A 21,134-nucleotide genomic window follows, 5' to 3' on the forward strand; every position below is an offset into this window, starting at 1 on the left:
CCTGAAACGCAAAAAATGGCCCCGAACCGGGGCCATTTTTGGTTTATGCAGGCATTGCCATGCCCTTATCACGGGCCAGCTCGCGCATTTTTTCTTGCAGCTTTTCAAACGCCCGCACCTCGATCTGGCGAATGCGCTCGCGCGACACGCTATAGGTCTCGGACAGCTCCTCAAGCGTGACAGGCACATCGTTCAGGCGGCGCTGCACGAGGATGTCTTTTTCACGATCATTCAGCACAGTCATCGCCTGCACCATCATTTCGCGGCGGATATCCAACTCATCTTTTTCGGCATAATCGCCGGCTTGGTCGCTGTCTTCATCCTCTAACCAATCCTGCCATTGGGCAGTGCCTTCGCCCTCGGCGCCAACGGTCACGTTCAATGACGCATCACTGCCCGCCAAACGGCGGTTCATCGAGATGACCTCATCCTCGGTCACGTTCAAATCCCGCGCGATTTTAGCGACGTTTTCAGGGCGCAGATCGCCCTCTTCCAACGCGCCAAGTTTCGACTTGGCTTTGCGCAGATTAAAGAACAACTTTTTCTGCGCGGCAGTGGTGCCAAGTTTAACCAAAGACCACGAGCGCAGGATGTATTCCTGAATGCTGGCGCGGATCCACCACATCGCATAGGTCGCAAGGCGAAAGCCTTTTTCGGGGTCAAAGCGTTTTACGGCCTGCATCAGGCCCACGTTCGCCTCGGAAATCACCTCGGCCTGCGGCAAGCCGTAACCGCGATAGCCCATGGCGATTTTCGCAGCCAAACGCAGGTGCGAGGTGACCATTTTATGGGCGGCTGGGCTGTCTTGGTGATCGACCCAGCGCTTGGCCAACATATATTCTTCTTCCGGCTCCAGCATCGGGAACTTGCGGATTTCCTGCATATAGCGGTTCAGCCCTTGTTCCGGGCTTGGTGCTGGCAGATTTGCATAGGTACTCATCTTTTGTCCTCCGTCCCGTTTTCAGACATTGCTGTGCCCGGGATTGGCAGCTTTCATCAGATTTTCGGGCAAACTTTTTCGCCCGATCTACTGCGTTAAACGTAAGATGTGCTCTATTCTGTCGAATTTCCAGAGATGTGTCAGAAAGATCACAAATATGTTAGCTGACAGGGCCCAATGCGGCCAGTAGATCGGCCATATCTTGGGGCAAGGGCGATGAAAACTCCAACATTTCGCCGGTTACGGGGTGCTCAAAGCCCAAAGTGGCGGCGTGCAGGGCTTGGCGTGGAAAGGCCGCAACGGCGGCCACGGCAGCGGCGCCTACGGCCTTTTCGCTAAGTTTGCGCTTGCCGCCATAGGTGGGGTCGCCGATCAGCCCGTGGCCTGCATGCGCCATATGGACGCGAATCTGGTGGGTGCGCCCCGTTTCCAGCCAGCATTCAACCAATGACGCGACAGGCGGCGTGCCGAATGTTTCCAGCGTGCGCGCACGGGTTACGGCGTGGCGGCCGACCCGTTCAAAGAAAACGGCTTGGCGTTGGCGATCGGTTTTGTGGCGGGCCAGATTGGTGGCGATACGCAAGATATTGCTGGCCTCAAAGGTGGCCCCATTGATCCCGCGCAGACGCGGGTCGGCGGCATCCGGCGCCCCGTTGACGATGGCGAGGTAACGGCGATGCACGGTATGCGCCTCAAACTGCGCCGCCAATCCGTGATGGGCGCGGTCGGATTTCGCGACGACCAGCAAGCCGCTGGTTTCCTTATCAATCCGGTGCACAATGCCGGGCCGCTTTTCGCCGCCAATCCCTGACAGATTGCCGCCGAAATGATACAGCAACGCGTTGACCAAAGTACCCGTCCACGAGCCGGGTGCAGGATGCACCACCATACCCGCAGGTTTGTTGACAACGATCAGATCATCATCTTCCCACAGGACCTCCAGCGGGATATCCTCGGCCACGGTATCAACATCGACGGCGGGTTCCAGCGTCAGCGCATAGGTTTGGCCTTCTTCAACCTTGGCCTTGGGGTTGGTGACAGACACGCCGTCAAGGCTCACCATCCCGTCGGCGATCATTTTCATCAGACGCGAGCGCGAGAGCGACGCTTCTTCTGGCACATCGCGGGCAAGCGCCTTATCAAGGCGGTCAGGCGGGTAGTCGCCGATTGTGACATGCAACAACGGCAAGGAAGAATTGGCCATGGATCAGGCTCCGGCACCGGAAGGGCTTCCGCCCAGCCTCAGGTTTCTAAAAGGGTTGGTGATTGTGCTGACACTCACCATGATTATCGGGGTCATAACCGTCGTTGCGGTGCTTGTCACCCGTATGCAGCACGGGTTTAGTACACAAACGACCCTGCCGACCCTGCCCGACACCATTCATTTGCCCGATGGGGCCAAACCGCAAGCCATAACCTTCGGGGCAGGATGGGTGGCCGTTGTCACCCATGACAACCGCATTTTGGTTTTCGGGTCCGATGGCAAGTTAAAGCAGGACGTCGCTTTACTTGCAGAATAGTGGGCGATTTGACGGTATACTCGCGCCAAGCGCACATAGGGAAACTGCAGTTGCCGATAACCTTGCCAACCCGTTCCATCAAGGAAGAGATCAAGCAGCAGCGTGACCTTTTGTGGCGCGAACGCTGGGCGCGATTGCCGCTAACGCTTCTGGCCATTGCGATGACCACAATTTACCTGCCCATTCGGATGGCCGTTGTCTGTGCCATGGTAAACCTCGGGGCCGAGCTGGCATCGATGCTCTACATGCGCGCGCTAGACCCGCGCCGCCACCCCAAGCGGTATCATTTTGTCATCGCCTGTGTTGCGGCCATGGAGTTTTGCTATGTCCTACCGGCCATACTAATCTGGCAAGGCGATGAGAACTACGCCAAGGCTTTCGCCGTTGGCATGCTGTGTACAACATTGATGCAAATGATCGGGGCGCGCAGCATCCATATGCCCTTTGGCTATTTCGCATTTGTAGCGGCTGCAGTGCCTTCCTTGGTGGGAAATGCGTATTACTGGATCGGGATCGACAATCATGCAGGGCTGGCAGTGTCTACTCTCGCGCTATCGGGTGCATTGACCTATACACTCGTTGCGATGAAATCCAACAACCGCCTGCATGTTGCCGCCGCCCTTGATCGGGCAGCCGCGGTCGATAGCAGCAAGGCCAAAAGCCGGTTTCTGGCCCAGATGAGCCATGAGCTGCGCACCCCGATGAATGCCATTTTGGGCATGGGCCACGCAGAGCTGCGCCGCGCCAAAGATAACCTAAGCGAAAACCGTTTGTCAGTTCTGATAACCTCGGCCGAGGGGCTTTCGACCATACTCGATGATATTCTGGACATGTCAGCGATTGAGTCGGGGCGGCTGTCGATACGGCCAAAACCTGTGGTTCCCGCGCAAGAAATAATGGCGCTGCTAAACCTATTTCAGCCCGCGATCACCAACGCCGGCCTAGAGCTCATCTATACGCTGTCCCCGCAGCTTGGGGCACAATGGTTGCTTGACCCGCAGCGTTTACGGCAATGCATGACTAACCTGTTGTCGAATGCGCTGAAAAATACCACCCATGGCAGCATTACGGTTACGGCCGATTTGGACATAGCCCCATCCCTCCAATCGGGCCCCCAAATGGGCGCAGTCAATGCGGGGAAAGCGATCATGCGGATTGAGATCGCCGATACGGGACCGGGCATTCCAAGCCATCGGCACAGCAGCCTGTTCGAACCCTTTTCACAGGCCCGCAGGCCGCAAGTTGGCACCGAAAGTAACGGGCTTGGGCTGTCAATCTGCCGCACAATGGCGCGGCAAATGGGCGGTGATGTTACCATAGCGACAAATACCGAAGGCGAAAGCGGCGCGCATTTCATTTTTACGTTGCAGCTAGGCGTAGCCCCCCCCACCTCCGAGCCCGCAACCGACGCGCCAAAGCCAATCGCCCCAAGGCTTGCGCCCAACATAACCAGCCTGCAGGTTTTGGTTGTCGACGATATCGCCACCAACCGGCTTGTCGCCTCAACCTATCTGCGGATGCTGGGGGCCACGATGATTGAGGCAGCAAGCGGTGCGCAGGCGTTGGAAATTCTGACGAGAAGCCAACCTGATCTGGTGTTGCTTGATATGAACATGCCCGAAATGAACGGGATAGAGACGCTTGAGCAGATCCGCGCCCTGCCCGGCCCTGTCGCCCGCGTTCCGGTGATCGCAATGACGGCAGATGCGATGCCAGATCACCGCGCACACTATTTGGCTGCGGGTCTGGATGGATATCTGGCCAAGCCGATCAACCCAGCACGCATCGAGACCGAGATCAAAGCCGTGCTGGACAAAGCCAGAGGTTCAAGACCAGAGTAAGGCAAATTTCTGCAACAAAGGTTTTGCCATGTCTCCTGCCACTATCCCAGATGCCACCGACATTGCGGCGGCTGTTGCCGCTGGCCGTGTTAGCCCTAACGAGTTGTTAGACCACGCCTTGGCTGCAGTGGCGCGCATAAACCCCGGTCTAAACGCAGTTGTTTTGGTGCAAGAGGCCACCGCGCGGGCGCATATTGCGGCGGGCTTGCCGCAAGGACCATTTCGCGGCGTGCCATTTTTGCTAAAGGATCTGGGCTGTGAGGCCATAGATTTTCCCGGCCACAACGGGTCTAGGCTACTGGCCAATACAAAATATGCCCGAAATTCAAGCATATACGCCAGAATTCAGGCAACCGGCGTTTTAACCTTTGGCCGCACCACCTCGCCCGAGGGCGGAATTGGGCCTGCCACCGAAAGCGCGGTTTACGGCGGCCCAACGCGCAACCCTTGGGCGCTCGACCGCACGCCCGGCGGGTCTTCGGGCGGCGCGGGTGCGGCTGTGGCGGCAGGGATTGTGCCCTTTGCGCATGGCTCTGATGGCGGTGGCTCGGTACGGATACCGGCGTCCTCTTGCGGGCTGTTCGGGTTCAAACCCACCCGCGCGCGCCTGCCCGATGGCCCCTACGCGGGCGAAGGCTGGGCGGGCATGGCGATTGACGGATTTTTGACACGGTCGGTGCGCGATACAGCCGTGATGCTGGACGCCTGCGCAGGGCCAGACCTTGGCGCGCCCTATGTGGCACCGCCGCTGTTGCGCAGCCACGCCGATGCGATCAGCCGCCCACCGCGCCGAATGCGGGTGATGCTGTGTGATACCAGCTTCACGGGTACGGCGATTGACCCCGACTGCGCCGCCGCTGTGCATCAAACAGGGCGATTGTTGGAAAGCCTTGGTCATGTCGTCACCCCCGGCCTGCCCCGCGCGAACATTGCCGCAATGATGCGGGCATGGACGGATATTGTCGCCATTGGCACGGCGCTTTCAGTGACCAAATCTCTGAAATCAAACGTACTTTCTCCCGATTTGGTTGAGGGGATCAGCCGCGGCGCACTGGCCTATGCACAAACCCTGCACCCCACCCGCTACCTTGAGGCCGTGAATGAAATCCACGCCTTTGGCCGCGAGATGGCGGCAGTGTTTGAAGGTGCAGGCGCGCCAGATGTGATCCTCAGCGCAACACTGGCCGAGCCGCCTGCGCAGGTCGGCCGCTTTAGCCACGCGCCTGAAGATTACGTTGATTACCGCATCGGGCCAGGCCGCGTGTTTGACTATTCGCCGTTCTGCGCGGTGTTCAATGCGTCCGGGCAACCGGCGGCCTCGGTGCCTTTGGGGCAGTCCGCCACGGGCCTGCCTATCGGCATCCATTTGGCCACGCGTTATGGCCAAGATGAGGCGCTGATTGCGCTATGCGCCGAGCTGGAACGCGCAGCCCCTTGGGGCCATCGCCACCCGCCAATCTGGGCCCGCGCGTTTTGAGCTATGTGTTATAACTCCTTGCATTATCTCAAATTGCTGGACTAGGGTAAACCGAATCCTAACACCGGAGCCTAAAATGCCTGAGACCACGATCGCCGTCGAAGCCCGCAATGCAGTGAAATCTTTCGGGCAAGGTGCAGTCGCGGTAACGGCACTTGATAATGTTTCGGTGAAAATTAAGCAGGGTGAGTTTTTCACCCTGCTTGGCCCCTCGGGCTGTGGCAAAACCACGCTTTTGCGGCTGATCGCGGGGTTTGAGACGCCAACCTCGGGGCAGATTTTGCTGAATGGCGACGACATCACAACCCTGCCGCCCAACAAGCGCGCGGTGAACACGGTGTTTCAAAGCTATGCACTGTTTCCGCACCTTTCCGTGGCGCAAAACATCGCCTTCGGTTTGGAAATGCAAGACCGCCCCCGCGCCGAGGTTAAAGAAACCGTGGCGCGCATGTTGGCGCTGGTCCAACTGGAACCGATGGCCGACCGCAAGACCAGCCAGCTTTCGGGTGGGCAACAACAGCGCGTCGCACTCGCCCGCGCTTTGGCCCCCACGCCCAAGGTTTTGCTGCTGGATGAACCGCTTTCGGCGCTGGACCTAAAGCTGCGCAAAGAAATGCAGATTGAACTGAAGCGCTTGCAGCAAGAAACCGGCATCACCTTTGTTTTCGTGACCCACGACCAAGAAGAAGCCCTAACGATGAGCGACCGCATCGCCGTGATGAGCGCGGGGCACATCCAACAAGTCGGCCCGCCACGCGAAATTTACACCCGCCCCGCCAACCGCTTTGTCGCCAGCTTTATCGGCGAAACCAACTTCTTGACCGGCACCAGCGATGGGGCGCGTGTGACCTTGGGCAATGGTGCTGTGCTAGATGTGGTGGCCCCGCGCGGCCCAGTTGGCCTTGCCATCCGGCCCGAGCAAGTGCGGATTGTGGAGGCGAATACGGCGGGCGCGATACCTGCGACTGTTGCGTCGACCGTGTATTTCGGCACCGACACGCATGTGCATGTAACCCTTTCTGATGGGACCGAGGTTGTCGCCCGCCAGCAAAGCCCCGCGATGGGGGCGGCCGAGATGCCAAAAGGAACCCCCGTTGGCGTGGTGCTGACGCAAGACGCCCTGCAAGTGATGGGGGATTGATCAATGTCTTCTGACGCTGAAAATAAGGCCGAGGCAGCGCGTACCCGTTCAGCATGGCTACTGTCAACGCCCGCGCTTGTCGTGCTGTTGTTTGCCGCCTCGGGGCCGCTGTTGATTGTGCTGTGTTATTCGTTTTTGACACCCGGCCAATATGGCAACGTGATCTGGGAATGGGATCTGAAAGGTTGGATCGGGATTTTGTTTACCAAGGACATCTTTGATGGCACTTGGGGGCTGGCCGATGCGCATTTGACGATATTTTGGCGGTCGGTAAAGCTGTCGCTGATGACTACGGCGATCACCTTTGTTGTGGGCTTTCCCACCGCATGGTTCATCGCCACACGGCCCGCCAAACAAAGGGCGTTTTGGTTGTTTTTGATTACAATTCCATTTTGGACCAACCTGTTGATCCGCACGGTGGCAATCAATGAGGTCATTCGCAACGAAGGCCTACTGAACACATCGCTGATTTGGCTGGGTGTGATTTCGGAACCGATCCGGATTATTTACACCGATACGGCGGTGCTGATCGGGATGGCCTATGTCTATCTGCCGCTGATGGTTCTGCCGCTGTACGCTGCCATCGACCGCTTTGATATGCGGCTGCTAGAGGCAGGGTATGACCTTTATGCCAGCCGTATTCGGGTGCTGCGCCGCGTGATTTTGCCGATTGTAAAACCGGGTATCGTGGCGGGGTCGATTTTGGTCTTTGTGCCGTCGCTGGGTGCCTATGTCACGCCGCGCGTGCTGGGCGGCGGTAAGAATATGATGATCGGCAACTTCATCGAACTGCAATTTGGCCAAGGCCGCAACTGGCCCTTGGGGGCCGCGCTGTCGATGACCTTGCTGGTCGTGGTGATGATCGCACTGCTTGTCTATGTGCGTGCGGCAAATAAAGAGGGCAATCCACATGGCTGATCGCAGTTTCGAAGTCGCCCGCCTGCCGGGATTTAAATTCATCGCTATTTCGGCCTTTGTGCTGCTGTATCTGCCGATCATCACACTGGTCGTCTACAGTTTTAACAGCGGGCAATCGGTGGCGGTGTGGGAAGGGTTTTCCTTTGATTGGTATGCCAAAGCCTGGGCGAATGAGGCGGTTAAAGGGGCCACCTTCCGGTCACTGATCATCGCGGCCTCGGCCTCGGCGATTGCAACCACGGTTGCGACGATGGCCGCACTGGGCACCACACGGCGCAAGGCGTTCAAAGGCCAAACCTTCATCTATGTGATGATCAACCAGCCCTTGATGGTGCCCGAGATTGTGACGGCCGTGGCGCTGCTGATTTTCTTTGCCTCGATCAAGGTGGCCACGGGCTATAACGGCTTGATTTACTTGGTTATCGCCCATGCTGCATTCTGCATTCCCTTTGCCTATCTGCCCATTCGGGCACGGCTGGAGGGCATGGATTTGACGCTTGAAACCGCAGCATCCGACCTTTACGCCAGCCATTGGCGCACGTTTCGCTATGTCACCCTGCCCCTGATGTTGCCGGGGATTATTGCGGGGGCTATGCTGGCCTTTGTGATCAGTCTGGATGACGTGGTGATCACCGAATTTGTGAAATCTGGCGGGCAAGATACCCTGCCAACCTACATGCTGGGCCAAATGCGCCGGGCTGTGACACCCGAAGTTAACGCCATTTCAACTGTGTTGCTGGCGCTGACCGTGGTGATGTTGACCGCGTTTTTCTTATTGACGCGCAAAAATGACTAATAAAAACCAAACGGGAGACGACCTATGAAAAAGATCCTAACTGCGACGGCTTTGCTGCTGGCCAGCACCTCACTTGCAGCGGCCGAAGGCGAATTGCAGCTGTACAACTGGGGCAACTATACCTCGCCCGAGTTGCTGAAAAAGTTTGAGGAAGAAACCGGCATTAAGGTGACGGTCACCGATTATGACAGCAACACCGCCGCTTTGGCCAAGGTCGAGGCCGGTGGGGCTGGGTTTGACCTTGTGGTACCGTCGGCGAACTATATCCAGATTTGGGTTGAAAAAGGCCTGATCGTCGAGCTGGACGAGAGCAAGCTGACCCATAAAGCCAATATCGCGCCGGAGTGGGTCGATGTGCCTTGGGATATGGGCCGCAAGTTTTCGGTGCCGTGGCAGTGGGGCTCGGTTGGTGTGGCTGTGAACACCTCTGTTTATAAGGGCGATATCAACACCTCTGATATTTTCCTGCGCGTGCCGGACGAGCTGAAAGGCAAGATCAACGTCGTGCCGGAAATGACCGATGTGTTGAACATGGCGATTTTCAACGTTGGCGGCGAGGCCTGTACTGAAGACACCGAAGTGCTGAAAAAAGTGCGCGACTTGGTGGTTGAGGCCAAGAAAGACTGGCTGTCGATGGATTATGGCGCGACAGAGAAGCTGTCGAACAATGATTGGGCGGCGTCGGTGAACTGGAACGGGTCGAGCATGCGCGCGCGGATGGCGAACCCGGACGTGGCGTTTGGTTACCCCAAGGAGGGCTATCCGTTATTCATGGATTCGGTAGCCTTGCTTTCGGATGCCAAGAACGTAGACAACGCCTATAAGTTCATTGATTTCATTATGCTGCCAGAAAATGCCGCGATGATTTCGGCCTTTGCACGCTATGCCAACGGCATTGCGGGTTCAGCCGAGTTTATGCCTGACGATATGAAAACCGCACCGGAAGTTGTGGCGCCTGCCGAGCATGCAAAAGCGGGGCGGTTCTTGCCGACCTGTGGTCAAAAATCGCAAGAGTATTTGACCGCGATCTGGACCGAATTGCAGAAGTAAACTAGCCCAGATGGGCGGTGGCATCGAGCCCCCGCCCATCTGAAGGGGGCGTTGCCCCCTATTCACAGTTTTGGCTGTGCCAAAACTGCTTCCCCTAGGATATTTATAAACAGATGAGAGGGTTTTGCGGTGGAGTTGACTGCGATTTCTGCTGTGGGCTTGGCTGCGATGATTGCGCGGCGCGAGGTCAGTTGCGCCGAGGTGATGGCCGCCTATCTGGCGCGGATTGAGGTGGTAAACCCTGCGGTGAATGCGATTGTCAGCTTGCGCGATAGTGATGCGCTGATGGATGAGGCGCGGGCTGCCGATGCTGCTGGCGCGCGCGGGCCTTTGCATGGGCTGCCGATTGCGGTCAAGAATTTGGTGGCGACTAAAGGGCTTCGCACCACCTATGGCTCGCCGGTTTATGCCGATTATGTGCCTGTAAAAGATGATCTTTTGGCCGAACGTATGCGGGCTGCGGGAGCGATTTTTATTGGTAAGACCAACACGCCCGAATGGGGGCATGGGTCGCATAGTTTTAACCCTGTGCATGGGGTGACGCGCAACCCGTATGATTTGGCCCGCACAGCGGGGGGATCATCGGGCGGGGCGGCGGCGGGCTTGGCCGCGCGGATGCTGCCGGTTGCGGATGGGTCGGATATGATGGGCTCGCTGCGCAATCCAGCAGCGTTTTGCAATGTGTACGGATTTCGCCCAACATGGGGCTTGGTGCCCAGTGATGCCGTGGGCGACACATTTATGGCGACGCTGGCGACCGAAGGGCCGATGGCCCGCGATATTGCCGATCTGGCGCTGCTTTTGGATGTACAGGCGGGTGAAAACCCTGCGGTGCCGTTTGGCCGCACGGGGCGGTTTGCGGTGCCCGAGCCAGCAGATATGCGCGGCAAAAAGATTGCTTGGCTGGGCGATTGGGGCGGCGCCTATACGATGGAGCCAGGCATTTTGGGACAATCCGAGGTTGCCTTGCGGGTGTTTGAGGATTTGGGCGCCGAGATTGTGCCGCTTGCGCCGCCCTTTCCTGCCGAAAAGCTGTGGCAGGCTTGGGTCACATTGCGGGCGATGCTGAATGCGGGGGCCAAGCGCGGGCTGTATGAGCACGCCGCGCATCGCGCCCTGACCAAGCCAGAGACGATTTGGGAAATCGAACAGGGGTTAAACCTGACGGCGGCGGCGGTGTATGAGGCGTCTGTCATCCGGTCGCGTTGGTATGCGCGCGCGGCGGGTTTGTTTGACCAGTTTGACGCGCTGGTGCTGCCTGCGGCCCAAGTTTGGCCATTTCCAGCAGAGTGGCGCTGGCCGCAAGACATTAACGGTGTGGCGATGGATACCTATCACCGCTGGATGGAAGTGGTGGTGCCTGCCAGCCTGATCGGGCTGCCTGCGCTAGCACTCCCTGCGGGTTTTGGCGCAAATGGCCTGCCGATGGGGGTGCAGTTGATGGGGCGTTCGGGCACCGACGCCGAGGTTATTGCAATGGGGCAAGCCTATCACGCCGCGACCGATTGGCCGAACAAACGCCCGCCCGCTCTTTAGAGCTTGCAGGCCAGTGCTTGTTTCATTGCGGCAACCGAATAGGGGCCAAGCGCGCGCGGCAGCAATTTGCGCCCCTCCATCCGCACCGCCATAACTTGCGACCAATCGGCATTGGCTAAAATCGCCTCGGCCCCTTGCCCGCAGTTACGGATGCCGCCTGCGATGGTTTTATCGCCGATGCGGTGATTGGTCAGCCCAGAAATCCGCGCAATTTCGGTCAGCTTGTGATCGCGGTATTGCACGATCACCAACTCACGCGCCAGATGCGGGCGGTCGACATAGGCGATTTCGGGCAATCCATCGCCATCGAGATCGCCCACGCCCAAAGGCGCAAGCCAGCGATGCGTGCGGCCAATAAACGGCGTCGCCGTCACACGGCCAGTCACATCATACACCGCCAGCGAGGCACCATGTGCGATGTGCGTTTCAACCACCAACACCTCGGACGCACCATCGCCGTCAAGGTCGGCCACGCGTGCCGTTACATCCTCAAATACGCGGCTTTGTGGCAGCGTTACCTCGACCGTGCCAGTGGGGCCGGTCAGGCGCATCCCGCCCCATTCATCGGCATCGCCCAGAATGGCATGGTCATAGCGCCCTGTAGGTTGGGTAAGCTGCGCGCTTGTCACCTCGGCCTGCGCGCCATAAGCCCAAAAAAAGGCACAAGACGTGATAAGCGCGCGCAACATCAGATTTGCTTTTCAGGCATTTGCACGCGGAGGCCGTCAATCGCATCGGTCACCTTGATCTGGCAGGTCAGGCGCGAACGGGCAGGGTCGGGCTGATAGGCAAAATCGAGCATATCTTCTTCCATGCCATCCTTGGCGGGCAGCTTATCAACCCAAGCCGGATCCACATAGACGTGGCAGGTGGAACAGGCACAGGCACCGCCGCAATCGGCCTCGATCCCCGGAATGCCGTTGTCGCGTGCGCCTTCCATCACGGTCAGCCCGTTTTTCACGTCAACCACATGTTCTTTGCCGTTAAACTCTACATAGGTGATCTTGGCCATGGTCGTCCCTTATCTTTCATTAACCCAATCGGTTCACCCTAGATTTAAGGCAGTTCGCAGGCATTTGCCAGACCAAGGCGCGGCCAAAGCGCAACGCCGTGTTGAAAACCGTGTGAGCCTGCGCTTTCCTTTGGGGGGAATGACGTTATGGTGCGCCAACACTGCCTTAACCCGAGCTTTGCCCAATGCACCGCCCTGCCCTTTTGCTACTCTTGGTGCTGTCCTTGACGGGATGCCAGCCCACCCTTCCCGCGGCGCCAGTTTTAGCCGACAGCCTGCAAAAAGAGCTGGTGACGAAAAAGGGCAAGACTCCGCCGACCACAGGCAAAGGGATTTGCTGGGCCGATGATGTAACACCTGCCATCATCGAAACGGTGACAGAACAATTGCAGGTGCGCCCCGAGACGCGCGGGCCAGATGGGGCCGTGAAAACGGCCGCCGTTTTCCAATCGGTGGCGTCACAGCGCATTGTCCAAGACCGGCGCGCGGTGTGGTTTCGCACGCCCTGCGCCGAGGTGGTGACGCTTGACTATGTTGCCAGCTTGCAGCGTGCGCTAAAGGCCCGTGGTTACTATCCCTATGATATAACAGGGCAATTAGATGCCCCTACCCGCCGTGCGATCCGCCAGTTTCAAGAGCCTTTGGGGCTGGATAGCGAACGGCTGTCGCTTGCGGCGGCCCAACGGCTGGGTATTTCAGCAACCGAGTTTAAATGATGACACAAGCAGATTATCGGGCCGTGATTGCGGCACATTGGGCGGGCGAGACAGACGGTGCCCATGATTTGGGGCATCTGGACCGTGTTTGGGCCAATGCACAGGGCATAGCCCATGAATTGGGCGGGGCCGATTTGGAAATCTTGTGGCCCGCCGCCTATTTCCATGACGCCGTGAACCTGCCGAAAAACCACCCAGACCGCGCGCAGGCCTCAACGGCCTCGGCACAATGGGCGGCGGATTATTTGGCGGGCACCGATTTTCCGGCGGCAAAAATCCCTGCCGTGGCCCATGCAATTGCCGCGCACAGCTTTTCGGCTGCAATCGCGCCCGAGACGTTAGACGCCGAGATTTTGCAAGATGCCGACCGGCTCGAGGCCTTGGGCGCGATTGGCATTGCGCGGATGTTTCATGTTGGTGGCGCGATGGGCGGGTTGTTGTTTGACGCAGACGATCCGATGGCCCTGCACCGACCGCTGGATGACAAGCGCTACTCACTGGATCACCTAGAAGTCAAGCTGTTCCCGATTGCGCAAACCATGCGCACGGCACCGGGGCGGGAAATGGCCTTGTCGCGGGTGGAATGGATGCGGTCTTTCCGGTCACATCTGTTGCGCGAGTTGGGCTAACGCACCGCAGAACAACGGGCAGCAAAAAGGGGCGGCAGGTTTCCCTGCCGCCCCTTTTTTAACATCAATAGCTTACTTATCGATGGAAACCGCCACAAAGCGAGGGTCACCCCCACGGCGGATCAGCAGCAGCAAGGATTTGCGGCCAGCATCGCGGGCCTCACTCTCGCGGTCCTGCAAGTCTTTGACCGTCACGACCTTTTGCTGCCCGGCTTCGGTGATCACATCACCAACGCGCAAGCCCTTGGTATAGGCTTCTGACATCTCATCGATATCGACAACCGCAAGGCCGGTGGCATCCGCAGCCATCCCAAGGGCAGCCGCATCTTCGGCTGTCAAAGGTTGGATCGTCATACCCAAGACTTGAGCAGGCGCGGGCGTGGGGTCGGTGCCAGCAACAGCAGGCACAGGCTCGCCTTCGGCGGTTTCACGGCGGCCCAACGTCACCGACAGCGTTTCGGATTTGCCATCGCGCATAACAACAACCCGCACAGCCTGCCCGACAGGGGCATCGGCCACACGGCGCACCAATTCACGGGTGTCGGCAACCGAAGCCCCGTCAAACGAGGTGATCACATCGCCCGATTGCAGCCCTGCATCTTTGGCAGGACCATCCGGCACATCGGTGATCAACGCGCCTTTGGCATCGACCAGCCCCATCGCTTCGGCAACATCTGCCGTCACGTCTTGAATCCGCACACCCAACCAGCCACGGCGGGTTTCGCCAAACTGTTTCAACTGGTCAACAACCTTGTTCACCACATTCGATGCCATCGAAAAACCAATCCCGATAGACCCGCCCGTTGGCGACAAAATGGCAGTGTTCACGCCGATAACCTGACCGTCCATGTTAAACAGCGGCCCGCCCGAGTTGCCGCGGTTGATCGCAGCATCGGTTTGCAGATAGTCATCATAGGTGCCAGACAGCGCACGACCACGTGCCGAGATGATACCGGACGACACCGAGAACCCTTGGCCCAGCGGGTTGCCCATCGCGATAACCCAGTCGCCCACACGCATCAGATCCGAGTTGCCAAACGGCACGAACGGCAGCGGGGTATCGCTTTCCACCTTCAGCAAGGCGATATCGGTTTTCGGGTCTGTCCCGATCAGCTTGGCAGGCAGTTTTTTTCCAGAAAAGAACTCGATCTCAATCTCATCGGCTTTGTCGATCACGTGGTTGTTGGTCACGATGTAACCATCTTCGGAAATCACAAAGCCCGACCCCAACGCCTCGGACCGGCGGGGTTTGTTTTCACCACCATTGCCGTTACGATCCAAGAAATCCTTAAAGAAATCCTCAAAGGGCGAGCCAGGGGGCACTTGTGGCGCAGCCTCGGTGCTTGCGGCAACCGTTGTAGAGGTCGTGATGTTCACGACGGACGGGCTGATCGACTCAGCAAGATCGGCAAAGCTTTCAGGTGCACCGCGTGCCTCGGTGGCTATGGCTTGGGCCAAGACAAGCGACGCGCCAAGGACCAATGCGGTCAATCCGCGCATAAAGCCGTTGTAATGCGGGCTTTTGGCGGGTTTGGCGGTTACGATAGTTTTTGAAATCACTCGAACATCCTCCTGATGCGGCCTGCGACACCGCGTTTTGTTGGGGCGAAAAACGGAGCACCCCTTACGCTGCTATTGTGAACCTAGGCATGATTGCGTGCAATGCAAACCCCATCGCGCATTCTCAACAGGACGTGAACAGCTTTGTCATGCAGGTCTTGGTTGTAGATATGAAAACGCGCGGCCGCTTTTGTAAGGGGCCGCGCGTCATGACGTGCAAAGTCGGTTTAGTTGGCCGGCTTTGGCGCCTCATCGCTGCGCAGATATTCAAAGAATTGGCTATCCGGCTGCATCACGATCGACGAATTCGAACCCTTTAGCGCACGCTCATAGCTGGTAAGCGAACGGGTAAAGGCAAAGAATTCAGGGTCTCGACCAAAGGCCTCGGCATAGATCGCGTTACGCTGGCCGTCGGCCTCACCGCGGATCACTTCCGATTCCTTACGCGCTTGCGATGTCAGCTCTACCACAGTCCGGTCGGCGCTGGCACGAACCCGCTGCGCGGCCTCGTTACCGCGTGCGATTTCGTCCGCCGCTTCGCGTTCCCGCTCGGCCCGCATCCGCGAATAAGTGGATGCAAGGTTTTGTTCGGGCAAATCGGTGCGCGTCAAACGCACGTCAACCACATCAACACCCAAGGACGCAGCCTGACGGCGGGCCTGATCGCGGATCAGGTTCATCAGGCTGGTCCGGTCCTCGGACAGCACGCGCTGCGATGGAACAGCACCCAAAACCTCTTTGATCGCCGCGTTCAAGATCGGTTCAATCCGCGCTTGGGCTGTGCGAACACCGCCCGTGCCTGTGGCTTGGCGAAACTTGACCAAATCCGTGATGCGCCAACGCGCAAAGGCGTCAACCACCAAACGGCGGTCATCGGCGGGGGTCACCTCGGACGGCTGGGTGAACAGGCCCAAAATGCGGTCGTCATATTTGACCACGTTTTGCAGCAACGGCACCTTGAACCCGATACCGGGCTCTTCGCGCACAGTTTTCACTTCACCAAATTGCAGAACCAGCGCTTTTTCACGCTCGTCCACAATGTAAACCGACGACAACAAGCCTGCGACAGCAAGCGCAATAACGGGTAGGATAAAGGCTGTTTTACTCATCAGTTGCTCCCTCCGGTGGTTTCTTTGGGTGCGGGTGTCAGGTTGTTCAGCGGCAGATATGGCACAACGCCCTGCCCTGCCCCTTCGCCCGAAACACCGTCAAGGATAACCTTGTTCATACCGCCAAGCACACCTTCCATGGTTTCCAGATACATCCGGCGCCGCGTTACTTCGGGCGCTTTCACATATTCGGCATAGACCGACAGGAAGCGGCTCGCCTCACCCTGCGCGTCATTGACAACGCTGGCGCGGTAGCCTTCGGCCTCTTCGGTCAACTGGGCTGATTGGCCACGTGCCGCAGCCGTCACACGGTTGGCATAGGCATCAGCCTCTTTTTCCAGCCGGTCACGCTCTTGCTGCGCGGCCTGCACTTCGCGGAAGCTGTCGATAACTTCGCGCGGCGGGTCAGCCTTGTCAAAGTTCACGCGCACTACGTTTATGCCCGCTTTATAGACATCCAGCGTGCCTTGGACGGCGGCCTTTAGATCGGATGCAATCACACCACGATCCCGGTTCAGCACCGGAGACAGTTCCGACCTTGCGATAATATCGCGCATGGCCGATTCCGCGACGGCACGCAGTGTGTCGGCAGGTTCGGCAAGGTTGAACAGATATTGTGCAGGGTCCGACACGTTCCAAACAATTTGGAATTCGATATCGACGATGTTCTGGTCACGGGTCAGCATCAAGCCGCTGTCCATAACGCCACCTTTTCCCGTGCCAATATCGGTTTGGCGCTCGCCCGTAACCTGCACGATTTCAGCCGTCACAAACGGCCAAGGCGCAAAGTTCAAACCGGGGTTGCCGACCGACGAAAAGCTGCCAAGGAACAGCTCGACCGAGCGTTCTTCGGGCTTTACCGTGTAGAACGAGGCAAACGCCCACAGGCCAATCGCCACAATACCGCCCAAGGCCAAACCTTGTTTGGTGAACGCAGGGCCATTGTCGCCACCGCCCGAACCACCACCGGTGCGACGATTGCCGCCACCACGACCGCCCATCAGGACACGCAGCTGCTCTTGGCCCTTTTTCATGATCTCTTCGATCTCGGGGATCTGCGGGCCGTCATTGCTTGGCCTACGCCCGCCATTCGGACGCGGGTTTTCTTCGTTGCCTTCATCGCCACGATTTCCGCCGCCGCCGCCCCATGGGCCTCCGCTACCTGCCATGTACTTAACCCTATCTAATTCAGTTCTATTTTAACTGGTGTTTTAAACCAGAAATTCAAGCTTAGCCCACACGAATTGGGCTGCGCATCGTTACCAATTCTTCGGCCATCGTCGGATGCACCGCGATTGTTGCGTCGAATTGCTCTTTTGTGGCCCCCATCGTGACCGCAATGCCCACAAGCTGGATCATCTCGCCCGCGCCAGGTGCGACGATATGACAGCCCAAAATCTTGCGGCTGGCTTGCGATACAATCAATTTCATCATGACCCGATCGGGCCGCCCAGCAAAAGCCGATTGCATCGGGCGAAACGCGGTGCCGTAAACCTCAATCGGTTCTTGGGCGCGCGCGGCCTCTTCTGACAGGCCAATGGTGCCGATTTCGGGCTGGGTGAAAACGGCCGAGGCGAACAGGCTGTGGTCTACCTTGCGGCGCTGCCCGCCAAAAACGGTATCAGCAAAAGCATGGCCTTCGCGAATGGCCACTGGCGTCAGGTTGATGCGGTCGGTCACGTCGCCCACGGCAAAGATCGACGGCACGGCGGTTTGGCTGAAATCATCAACAATAATCTGGCCCGCGCGGCCAAATTCAACGCCCAATTCCGCAAGCCCCAAGTCGTGGCTGTTGGGCTTGCGGCCCGTGGCATAGAGCACGGCATCAAACACCCGCTCGGACCCATCAGTCGCCACGGCTTTGATCCCGTCATCGACCTTTTCCAACCGCATCACGTCGGTGCCACAATGGATGGCCACACCGTTTTCGCGCATCGCCTCGGCGACATGGCCCCGCGCCTCATCATCAAAGCCGCGCAGAATTTGCGCACCGCGATAGTATTGCGCAACTTCGCAGCCCAAGCCATTCAAAATGCAGGAAAATTCTGACGCGATGTAACCGCCGCCAACCACCAAAACGCGGGCTGGCAGGGCCTTCATCTGAAAGATCTCATTCGAGGTAATCGCCAGTTCGCGGCCCTCAATTTCAGGCACAAACGGCGCGCCGCCGGTGGCCACCAAAATGTGCTTGGCTGTCACTGTTTTACCATCGGCCAAGATCACAGTATGCGCATCCGCAACCACAGCGCGGCTATCAAAAACCGTTACACCCGCCCCGCTTAACCCGCCACGATAGGCCTTTTCCAGCCGTTCCAGCTCGGCTTCCAGCTTGGTGCGAAAGGCCGTCCAATCAAAGGCGCCCATCTGTGCATCCCAGCCATAGGCGCGGGCATCTTCGACCATACCAGGGTATTCGCTGGCAAAAACCATCAGCTTTTTGGGCACACAGCCGCGGATAACGCAGGTCCCGCCCATACGGTATTCTTCGGCCAAGGCGACCTTGGCCCCATGCGTGCCCGCCGCTATCCGTGCCGCACGCACCCCGCCCGAACCGCCTCCGATAACAAAAAGATCATAATCAAACGTCATGTATTACTTATCCTTCTCTCAACAACTTGGACAGGGTTGGCCTTTGGCACATCTGGCCTATAGTCCAGAATATAACGAAGCGCATCGGTGCGCCCAATATCGGTTACGGAGCTACGGGTTAATGCCACAATAACTTCTGTGTCGCTGCCCTCTTTGACATAGCACATCAAGGCAGCATCATGCTGCCACGAAAAATCTATCCATTGCAGGGCGTCCCACGAAAATCTGTGCCCAAACAACATAGATTGTGCAAACACGCCTTCCGGCGTTAACCGCAAACGCACAGGCCGCACCAAAAGGCGAAACACAACCGCCGCCCAAAGCAGAATAACCACGCCAAGCCCCATCCAAAATGGCGAAGGTGTAGCAGAAATCCGTTGGCTCCAGATCAGATAGCCCCCTACGACCAAAAGTACAATCAGCCGCAACCGAATGACATTGGTCGCAGGCACAGGTCGGCGGATCTCAAGCATCGACGATTAGTCCCCCAAGTCGGCAAATATATTGTCCGAGGGCACAAACTCGATACGACCCTCTTCAACTTCGCCCGAGTTGATATCGCGCAGTGTGACGCGTCCATCACCATGGCCGATGATGACGATGTCACAGATATCAATAAACAATCCATTTTCAACAACGCCCGGGATCTGGTTCAAAACCATAGCCAGCTGGCGCGGATTGCCGATGCGTTTCAGATGCAGATCAACGATATAATTGGCCTCATCCGTGACCAAAGGCGCCTCGCCATTCATCCGCAAGCTGCATTCCTGGCTCATCACATCCATGCTGACCAAGGTTTCCTCAATCAACGCTTTGGTGGTTTGCCAGCCGAATGGAATAACCTCAACCGGCAGAGGGAAGGCACCAAGCTGCGCCACCTCTTTGGCGGCATCGGTAATCACGATCATCTGATCGCTGGCCGTGGCCACGATTTTTTCTTGCAACAGCGCTGCACCACCACCTTTGATAAGGTTCAGGTTTGGATCAAACTCATCCGCGCCATCGATCGTCAGATCAAGCCAACGCGCCTCATCAAGGCTGGTGATTGGCACGCCCAAGCTGCGCGCCAACTCGGCTGTGCGGCTAGAGGTTGGCACGCCGGTTACTCGCAGCCCCTCTTCGCGGATACGTTCGGCCAAGCAGCGCACCATCCATGCGGCTGTCGAACCGGTGCCCAAGCCCAATTTCATGCCATTCTCAACATACTGGACCGCACGTTTCGCTGCCACAAATTTGGCTTTATCGATCGGGGAAAGCTCTGACGCCATGTTCATCTCCGCTGACTGTTGCCCCACGCTTATAGGCGAGGCCGTGCAGCGGTGCGAGGGGGCAATTTGCCGAATTTAGCCCCAATCACGCCATAAAGTCCGCTATGCGGTGCAATCGATGTCAGCGCCTTGCGCAATTCCGGCGTAGAGACAAAGCCAGTCCCATCAAAATCAAGCTACATCAGTGCTCCCTTCCGTTTTCCTAAGGGTCGCAAAACAACCTTAACCCAAGGTTAACCCGCGCCAGATGCCGCGAAGCCGTGAAAAAAGTCGCTTTTCACCCATGGTGCCCCCCGCCGCTGCGCTAAACTATGCATCAGGCACGTAAGAAAGGGCCAGAGATGTACGAATTGCACTACGCGCCTGACAATGCGTCGCTGATTTTGCGGCTGGTGATGGAGGCGGCAGACCTGCCCTACCGCGCGGTTTTGGTCGATCGCAGCAACCGCCAACAAGACAGTGCGGCCTACCGCGCCCTAAACCCGACGGGCCTCATCCCTACGTTGATCACCCCCCAAGGCCCTATTTCCGAGACGGCTGCTTGCCTTTTATGGCTGTCCGAAACCCACCCCGAGGCCAACCTTGCGCCCCAAGCAGGCCAGCCGATGCGCGCCGCGTATCTTAAATGGCTGTTCTTTATGTCGAACACCGTGCATGCCGACCTGCGGCAAATTTTCTATCCTGAACAATATGTTCCCGTGCAGGCCATAGCGGAACATGCACGCCTGATGTCGGCCCGCATGATCCGCCATTTCACCTTGCTTGACTCGGCAGCAGCCCAAACCCCTGCCCTGTTTGCCGCGCCGTCCGTGCTTGGCTATTACACTGCAACCCTGATGCGCTGGCCGATGCTCTACCCCAAAACCGCCGCGCGTTGGTTCAAAATTACCAATTTTCCAGCGCTACATTCAATGGCCTTGGCACTCGAATCCTTACCCGCGACACACCGCGCCGCAGATGCCGAAGGCCTCGGCCCCACGCCATTTACCAATCCGCAATACGCCTGCCCACCTGAAGGCAGCGCCACCTGAA

Annotated in this window: 21 protein-coding genes; 11 read left to right on the plus strand and 10 right to left on the minus strand. The window is 57.9% G+C overall.

The annotated features are described in order from the left end of the window. Positions 1-43: 43 nt before the first annotated feature. Positions 44-940 (minus strand): RNA polymerase sigma factor RpoH, encoded by an 897-nt coding sequence (gene rpoH, locus ACEN2J_RS01750; RefSeq protein WP_442102776.1) that lies wholly within the window; start codon positions 938-940, stop codon positions 44-46. 160 nt (positions 941-1,100) lie between these two features. Then, on the minus strand, positions 1,101-2,144 hold the full coding sequence (locus ACEN2J_RS01755; RefSeq protein ID WP_442102778.1) for an RluA family pseudouridine synthase: 1,044 nt from the start codon (positions 2,142-2,144) through the stop codon (positions 1,101-1,103). Between ACEN2J_RS01755 and ACEN2J_RS01760 the strand changes: the two genes are divergently transcribed. The 8 genes from ACEN2J_RS01760 (at position 2,143) to ACEN2J_RS01795 (ending at position 11,219) form a co-directional block, all read left to right on the plus strand. Continuing rightward, positions 2,143-2,460: a DUF6476 family protein gene (locus ACEN2J_RS01760; RefSeq protein ID WP_442102779.1), complete on the plus strand. Its 318-nt coding sequence runs from the start codon at positions 2,143-2,145 to the stop codon at positions 2,458-2,460. The genes ACEN2J_RS01755 and ACEN2J_RS01760 overlap by 2 nt on opposite strands. A 50-nt stretch (positions 2,461-2,510) precedes the next feature. Continuing rightward, entirely contained in the window at positions 2,511-4,301 is a 1,791-nt protein-coding gene (locus ACEN2J_RS01765; protein ID WP_442102780.1) for a response regulator, read from the plus strand. A 28-nt stretch (positions 4,302-4,329) separates the two neighbouring features. Continuing rightward, positions 4,330-5,778, plus strand: a complete 1,449-nt coding sequence (locus ACEN2J_RS01770) for an amidase (RefSeq protein WP_442102782.1) — start codon at positions 4,330-4,332, stop codon at positions 5,776-5,778. 76 nt (positions 5,779-5,854) lie between these two features. After that, positions 5,855-6,919: an ABC transporter ATP-binding protein gene (locus tag ACEN2J_RS01775; RefSeq protein WP_442102783.1), complete on the plus strand. Its 1,065-nt coding sequence runs from the start codon at positions 5,855-5,857 to the stop codon at positions 6,917-6,919. A gap of 3 nt (positions 6,920-6,922) precedes the next feature. Continuing rightward, positions 6,923-7,837, plus strand: a complete 915-nt coding sequence (locus ACEN2J_RS01780) for an ABC transporter permease (protein WP_442102785.1) — start codon at positions 6,923-6,925, stop codon at positions 7,835-7,837. Continuing rightward, positions 7,830-8,633 (plus strand): ABC transporter permease, encoded by an 804-nt coding sequence (locus ACEN2J_RS01785; protein WP_442102787.1) that lies wholly within the window; start codon positions 7,830-7,832, stop codon positions 8,631-8,633. Before ACEN2J_RS01780 ends, ACEN2J_RS01785 begins: the two co-directional genes overlap by 8 nt. A gap of 24 nt (positions 8,634-8,657) precedes the next feature. Next, on the plus strand, positions 8,658-9,683 hold the full coding sequence (locus ACEN2J_RS01790; RefSeq protein ID WP_442102788.1) for an extracellular solute-binding protein: 1,026 nt from the start codon (positions 8,658-8,660) through the stop codon (positions 9,681-9,683). Between the two features lie 129 nt (positions 9,684-9,812). After that, a complete protein-coding gene (locus ACEN2J_RS01795; RefSeq protein ID WP_442102789.1) occupies positions 9,813-11,219 on the plus strand; it encodes an amidase in 1,407 nt (468 codons plus the stop codon). On the opposite strand, the gene ACEN2J_RS01800 is transcribed toward ACEN2J_RS01795, so the two are convergent. Together ACEN2J_RS01800 and ACEN2J_RS01805 are read right to left on the minus strand one after the other, a co-directional pair. Continuing rightward, complete coding sequence (locus ACEN2J_RS01800) at positions 11,216-11,908, minus strand: FG-GAP repeat domain-containing protein (RefSeq protein WP_442102791.1); 693 nt, start codon at positions 11,906-11,908, stop codon at positions 11,216-11,218. The two genes, ACEN2J_RS01795 and ACEN2J_RS01800, sit on opposite strands and share 4 nt — an antisense overlap. Next, on the minus strand, positions 11,908-12,231 hold the full coding sequence (locus ACEN2J_RS01805; RefSeq protein ID WP_442102792.1) for a 2Fe-2S iron-sulfur cluster-binding protein: 324 nt from the start codon (positions 12,229-12,231) through the stop codon (positions 11,908-11,910). The genes ACEN2J_RS01800 and ACEN2J_RS01805 overlap by 1 nt, the downstream gene beginning before the upstream one ends. Positions 12,232-12,416: 185 nt before the next feature. Here ACEN2J_RS01805 and ACEN2J_RS01810 point away from each other — a divergent pair, with 185 nt between their 5' ends. Both ACEN2J_RS01810 and ACEN2J_RS01815 read left to right on the plus strand, forming a co-directional pair. Continuing rightward, entirely contained in the window at positions 12,417-12,947 is a 531-nt protein-coding gene (locus tag ACEN2J_RS01810) for a peptidoglycan-binding domain-containing protein (protein ID WP_442102793.1), read from the plus strand. Further along, on the plus strand, positions 12,944-13,576 hold the full coding sequence (locus tag ACEN2J_RS01815) for an HD domain-containing protein (RefSeq protein ID WP_442102794.1): 633 nt from the start codon (positions 12,944-12,946) through the stop codon (positions 13,574-13,576). The genes ACEN2J_RS01810 and ACEN2J_RS01815 overlap by 4 nt, the downstream gene beginning before the upstream one ends. Positions 13,577-13,648: 72 nt before the next feature. Here ACEN2J_RS01815 and ACEN2J_RS01820 read toward each other — a convergent pair whose 3' ends face one another. The 6 genes from ACEN2J_RS01820 to rpiA all read right to left on the minus strand — a co-directional run bounded on the left by ACEN2J_RS01820 (position 13,649) and on the right by rpiA (position 20,102). Beyond that, on the minus strand, positions 13,649-15,076 hold the full coding sequence (locus tag ACEN2J_RS01820) for a Do family serine endopeptidase (RefSeq protein ID WP_442103039.1): 1,428 nt from the start codon (positions 15,074-15,076) through the stop codon (positions 13,649-13,651). 287 nt (positions 15,077-15,363) lie between these two features. Continuing rightward, entirely contained in the window at positions 15,364-16,245 is an 882-nt protein-coding gene (gene hflC, locus ACEN2J_RS01825) for a protease modulator HflC (protein WP_442102796.1), read from the minus strand. Then, on the minus strand, positions 16,245-17,414 hold the full coding sequence (hflK, locus tag ACEN2J_RS01830; RefSeq protein ID WP_442102797.1) for an FtsH protease activity modulator HflK: 1,170 nt from the start codon (positions 17,412-17,414) through the stop codon (positions 16,245-16,247). The genes hflC and hflK overlap by 1 nt, the downstream gene beginning before the upstream one ends. 61 nt (positions 17,415-17,475) lie before the next feature. Beyond that, complete coding sequence (gene gor, locus ACEN2J_RS01835) at positions 17,476-18,834, minus strand: glutathione-disulfide reductase (RefSeq protein WP_442102798.1); 1,359 nt, start codon at positions 18,832-18,834, stop codon at positions 17,476-17,478. Beyond that, positions 18,831-19,307, minus strand: a complete 477-nt coding sequence (locus ACEN2J_RS01840; protein ID WP_442102800.1) for a hypothetical protein — start codon at positions 19,305-19,307, stop codon at positions 18,831-18,833. The genes gor and ACEN2J_RS01840 overlap by 4 nt, the downstream gene beginning before the upstream one ends. A gap of 6 nt (positions 19,308-19,313) precedes the next feature. Further along, positions 19,314-20,102 carry a ribose-5-phosphate isomerase RpiA gene (rpiA, locus tag ACEN2J_RS01845; protein ID WP_442102801.1) on the minus strand — a complete coding sequence of 263 codons (789 nt, stop codon included), beginning with the start codon at positions 20,100-20,102 and terminating at the stop codon, positions 19,314-19,316. A 341-nt stretch (positions 20,103-20,443) separates the two neighbouring features. On the opposite strand from rpiA, the gene ACEN2J_RS01850 reads away from it, so the two are divergent. Further along, complete coding sequence (locus ACEN2J_RS01850) at positions 20,444-21,133, plus strand: glutathione S-transferase family protein (protein WP_442102802.1); 690 nt, start codon at positions 20,444-20,446, stop codon at positions 21,131-21,133. Position 21,134 lies beyond the last annotated feature (1 nt).

Source organism: Pseudorhodobacter sp. W20_MBD10_FR17 (genome assembly GCF_052119765.1).
GTDB lineage: Bacteria > Pseudomonadota > Alphaproteobacteria > Rhodobacterales > Rhodobacteraceae > Pseudorhodobacter.

Excerpts from the sequence above, each read along its gene's own strand:
- ACEN2J_RS01820 (WP_442103039.1), bottom strand. The coding sequence starts at position 15,076 with ATGCGCGGATTGACCGCATTGGTCCTTGGCGCGTCGCTTGTCTTGGCC.
- ACEN2J_RS01755 (WP_442102778.1), bottom strand. The coding sequence starts at position 2,144 with ATGGCCAATTCTTCCTTGCCGTTGTTGCATGTCACAATCGGCGACTAC.
- ACEN2J_RS01760 (WP_442102779.1), top strand. The coding sequence starts at position 2,143 with ATGGATCAGGCTCCGGCACCGGAAGGGCTTCCGCCCAGCCTCAGGTTT.
- ACEN2J_RS01780 (WP_442102785.1), top strand. The coding sequence starts at position 6,923 with ATGTCTTCTGACGCTGAAAATAAGGCCGAGGCAGCGCGTACCCGTTCA.
- ACEN2J_RS01775 (WP_442102783.1), top strand. The coding sequence starts at position 5,855 with ATGCCTGAGACCACGATCGCCGTCGAAGCCCGCAATGCAGTGAAATCT.
- rpoH (WP_442102776.1), bottom strand. The coding sequence starts at position 940 with ATGAGTACCTATGCAAATCTGCCAGCACCAAGCCCGGAACAAGGGCTG.
- ACEN2J_RS01785 (WP_442102787.1), top strand. The coding sequence starts at position 7,830 with ATGGCTGATCGCAGTTTCGAAGTCGCCCGCCTGCCGGGATTTAAATTC.
- ACEN2J_RS01790 (WP_442102788.1), top strand. The coding sequence starts at position 8,658 with ATGAAAAAGATCCTAACTGCGACGGCTTTGCTGCTGGCCAGCACCTCA.
- ACEN2J_RS01800 (WP_442102791.1), bottom strand. The coding sequence starts at position 11,908 with ATGTTGCGCGCGCTTATCACGTCTTGTGCCTTTTTTTGGGCTTATGGC.
- ACEN2J_RS01815 (WP_442102794.1), top strand. The coding sequence starts at position 12,944 with ATGATGACACAAGCAGATTATCGGGCCGTGATTGCGGCACATTGGGCG.
- ACEN2J_RS01850 (WP_442102802.1), top strand. The coding sequence starts at position 20,444 with ATGTACGAATTGCACTACGCGCCTGACAATGCGTCGCTGATTTTGCGG.
- ACEN2J_RS01840 (WP_442102800.1), bottom strand. The coding sequence starts at position 19,307 with ATGCTTGAGATCCGCCGACCTGTGCCTGCGACCAATGTCATTCGGTTG.
- gor (WP_442102798.1), bottom strand. The coding sequence starts at position 18,834 with ATGACGTTTGATTATGATCTTTTTGTTATCGGAGGCGGTTCGGGCGGG.
- hflC (WP_442102796.1), bottom strand. The coding sequence starts at position 16,245 with ATGAGTAAAACAGCCTTTATCCTACCCGTTATTGCGCTTGCTGTCGCA.
- hflK (WP_442102797.1), bottom strand. The coding sequence starts at position 17,414 with ATGGCAGGTAGCGGAGGCCCATGGGGCGGCGGCGGCGGAAATCGTGGC.
- ACEN2J_RS01805 (WP_442102792.1), bottom strand. The coding sequence starts at position 12,231 with ATGGCCAAGATCACCTATGTAGAGTTTAACGGCAAAGAACATGTGGTT.
- ACEN2J_RS01810 (WP_442102793.1), top strand. The coding sequence starts at position 12,417 with ATGCACCGCCCTGCCCTTTTGCTACTCTTGGTGCTGTCCTTGACGGGA.
- ACEN2J_RS01770 (WP_442102782.1), top strand. The coding sequence starts at position 4,330 with ATGTCTCCTGCCACTATCCCAGATGCCACCGACATTGCGGCGGCTGTT.
- rpiA (WP_442102801.1), bottom strand. The coding sequence starts at position 20,102 with ATGGCGTCAGAGCTTTCCCCGATCGATAAAGCCAAATTTGTGGCAGCG.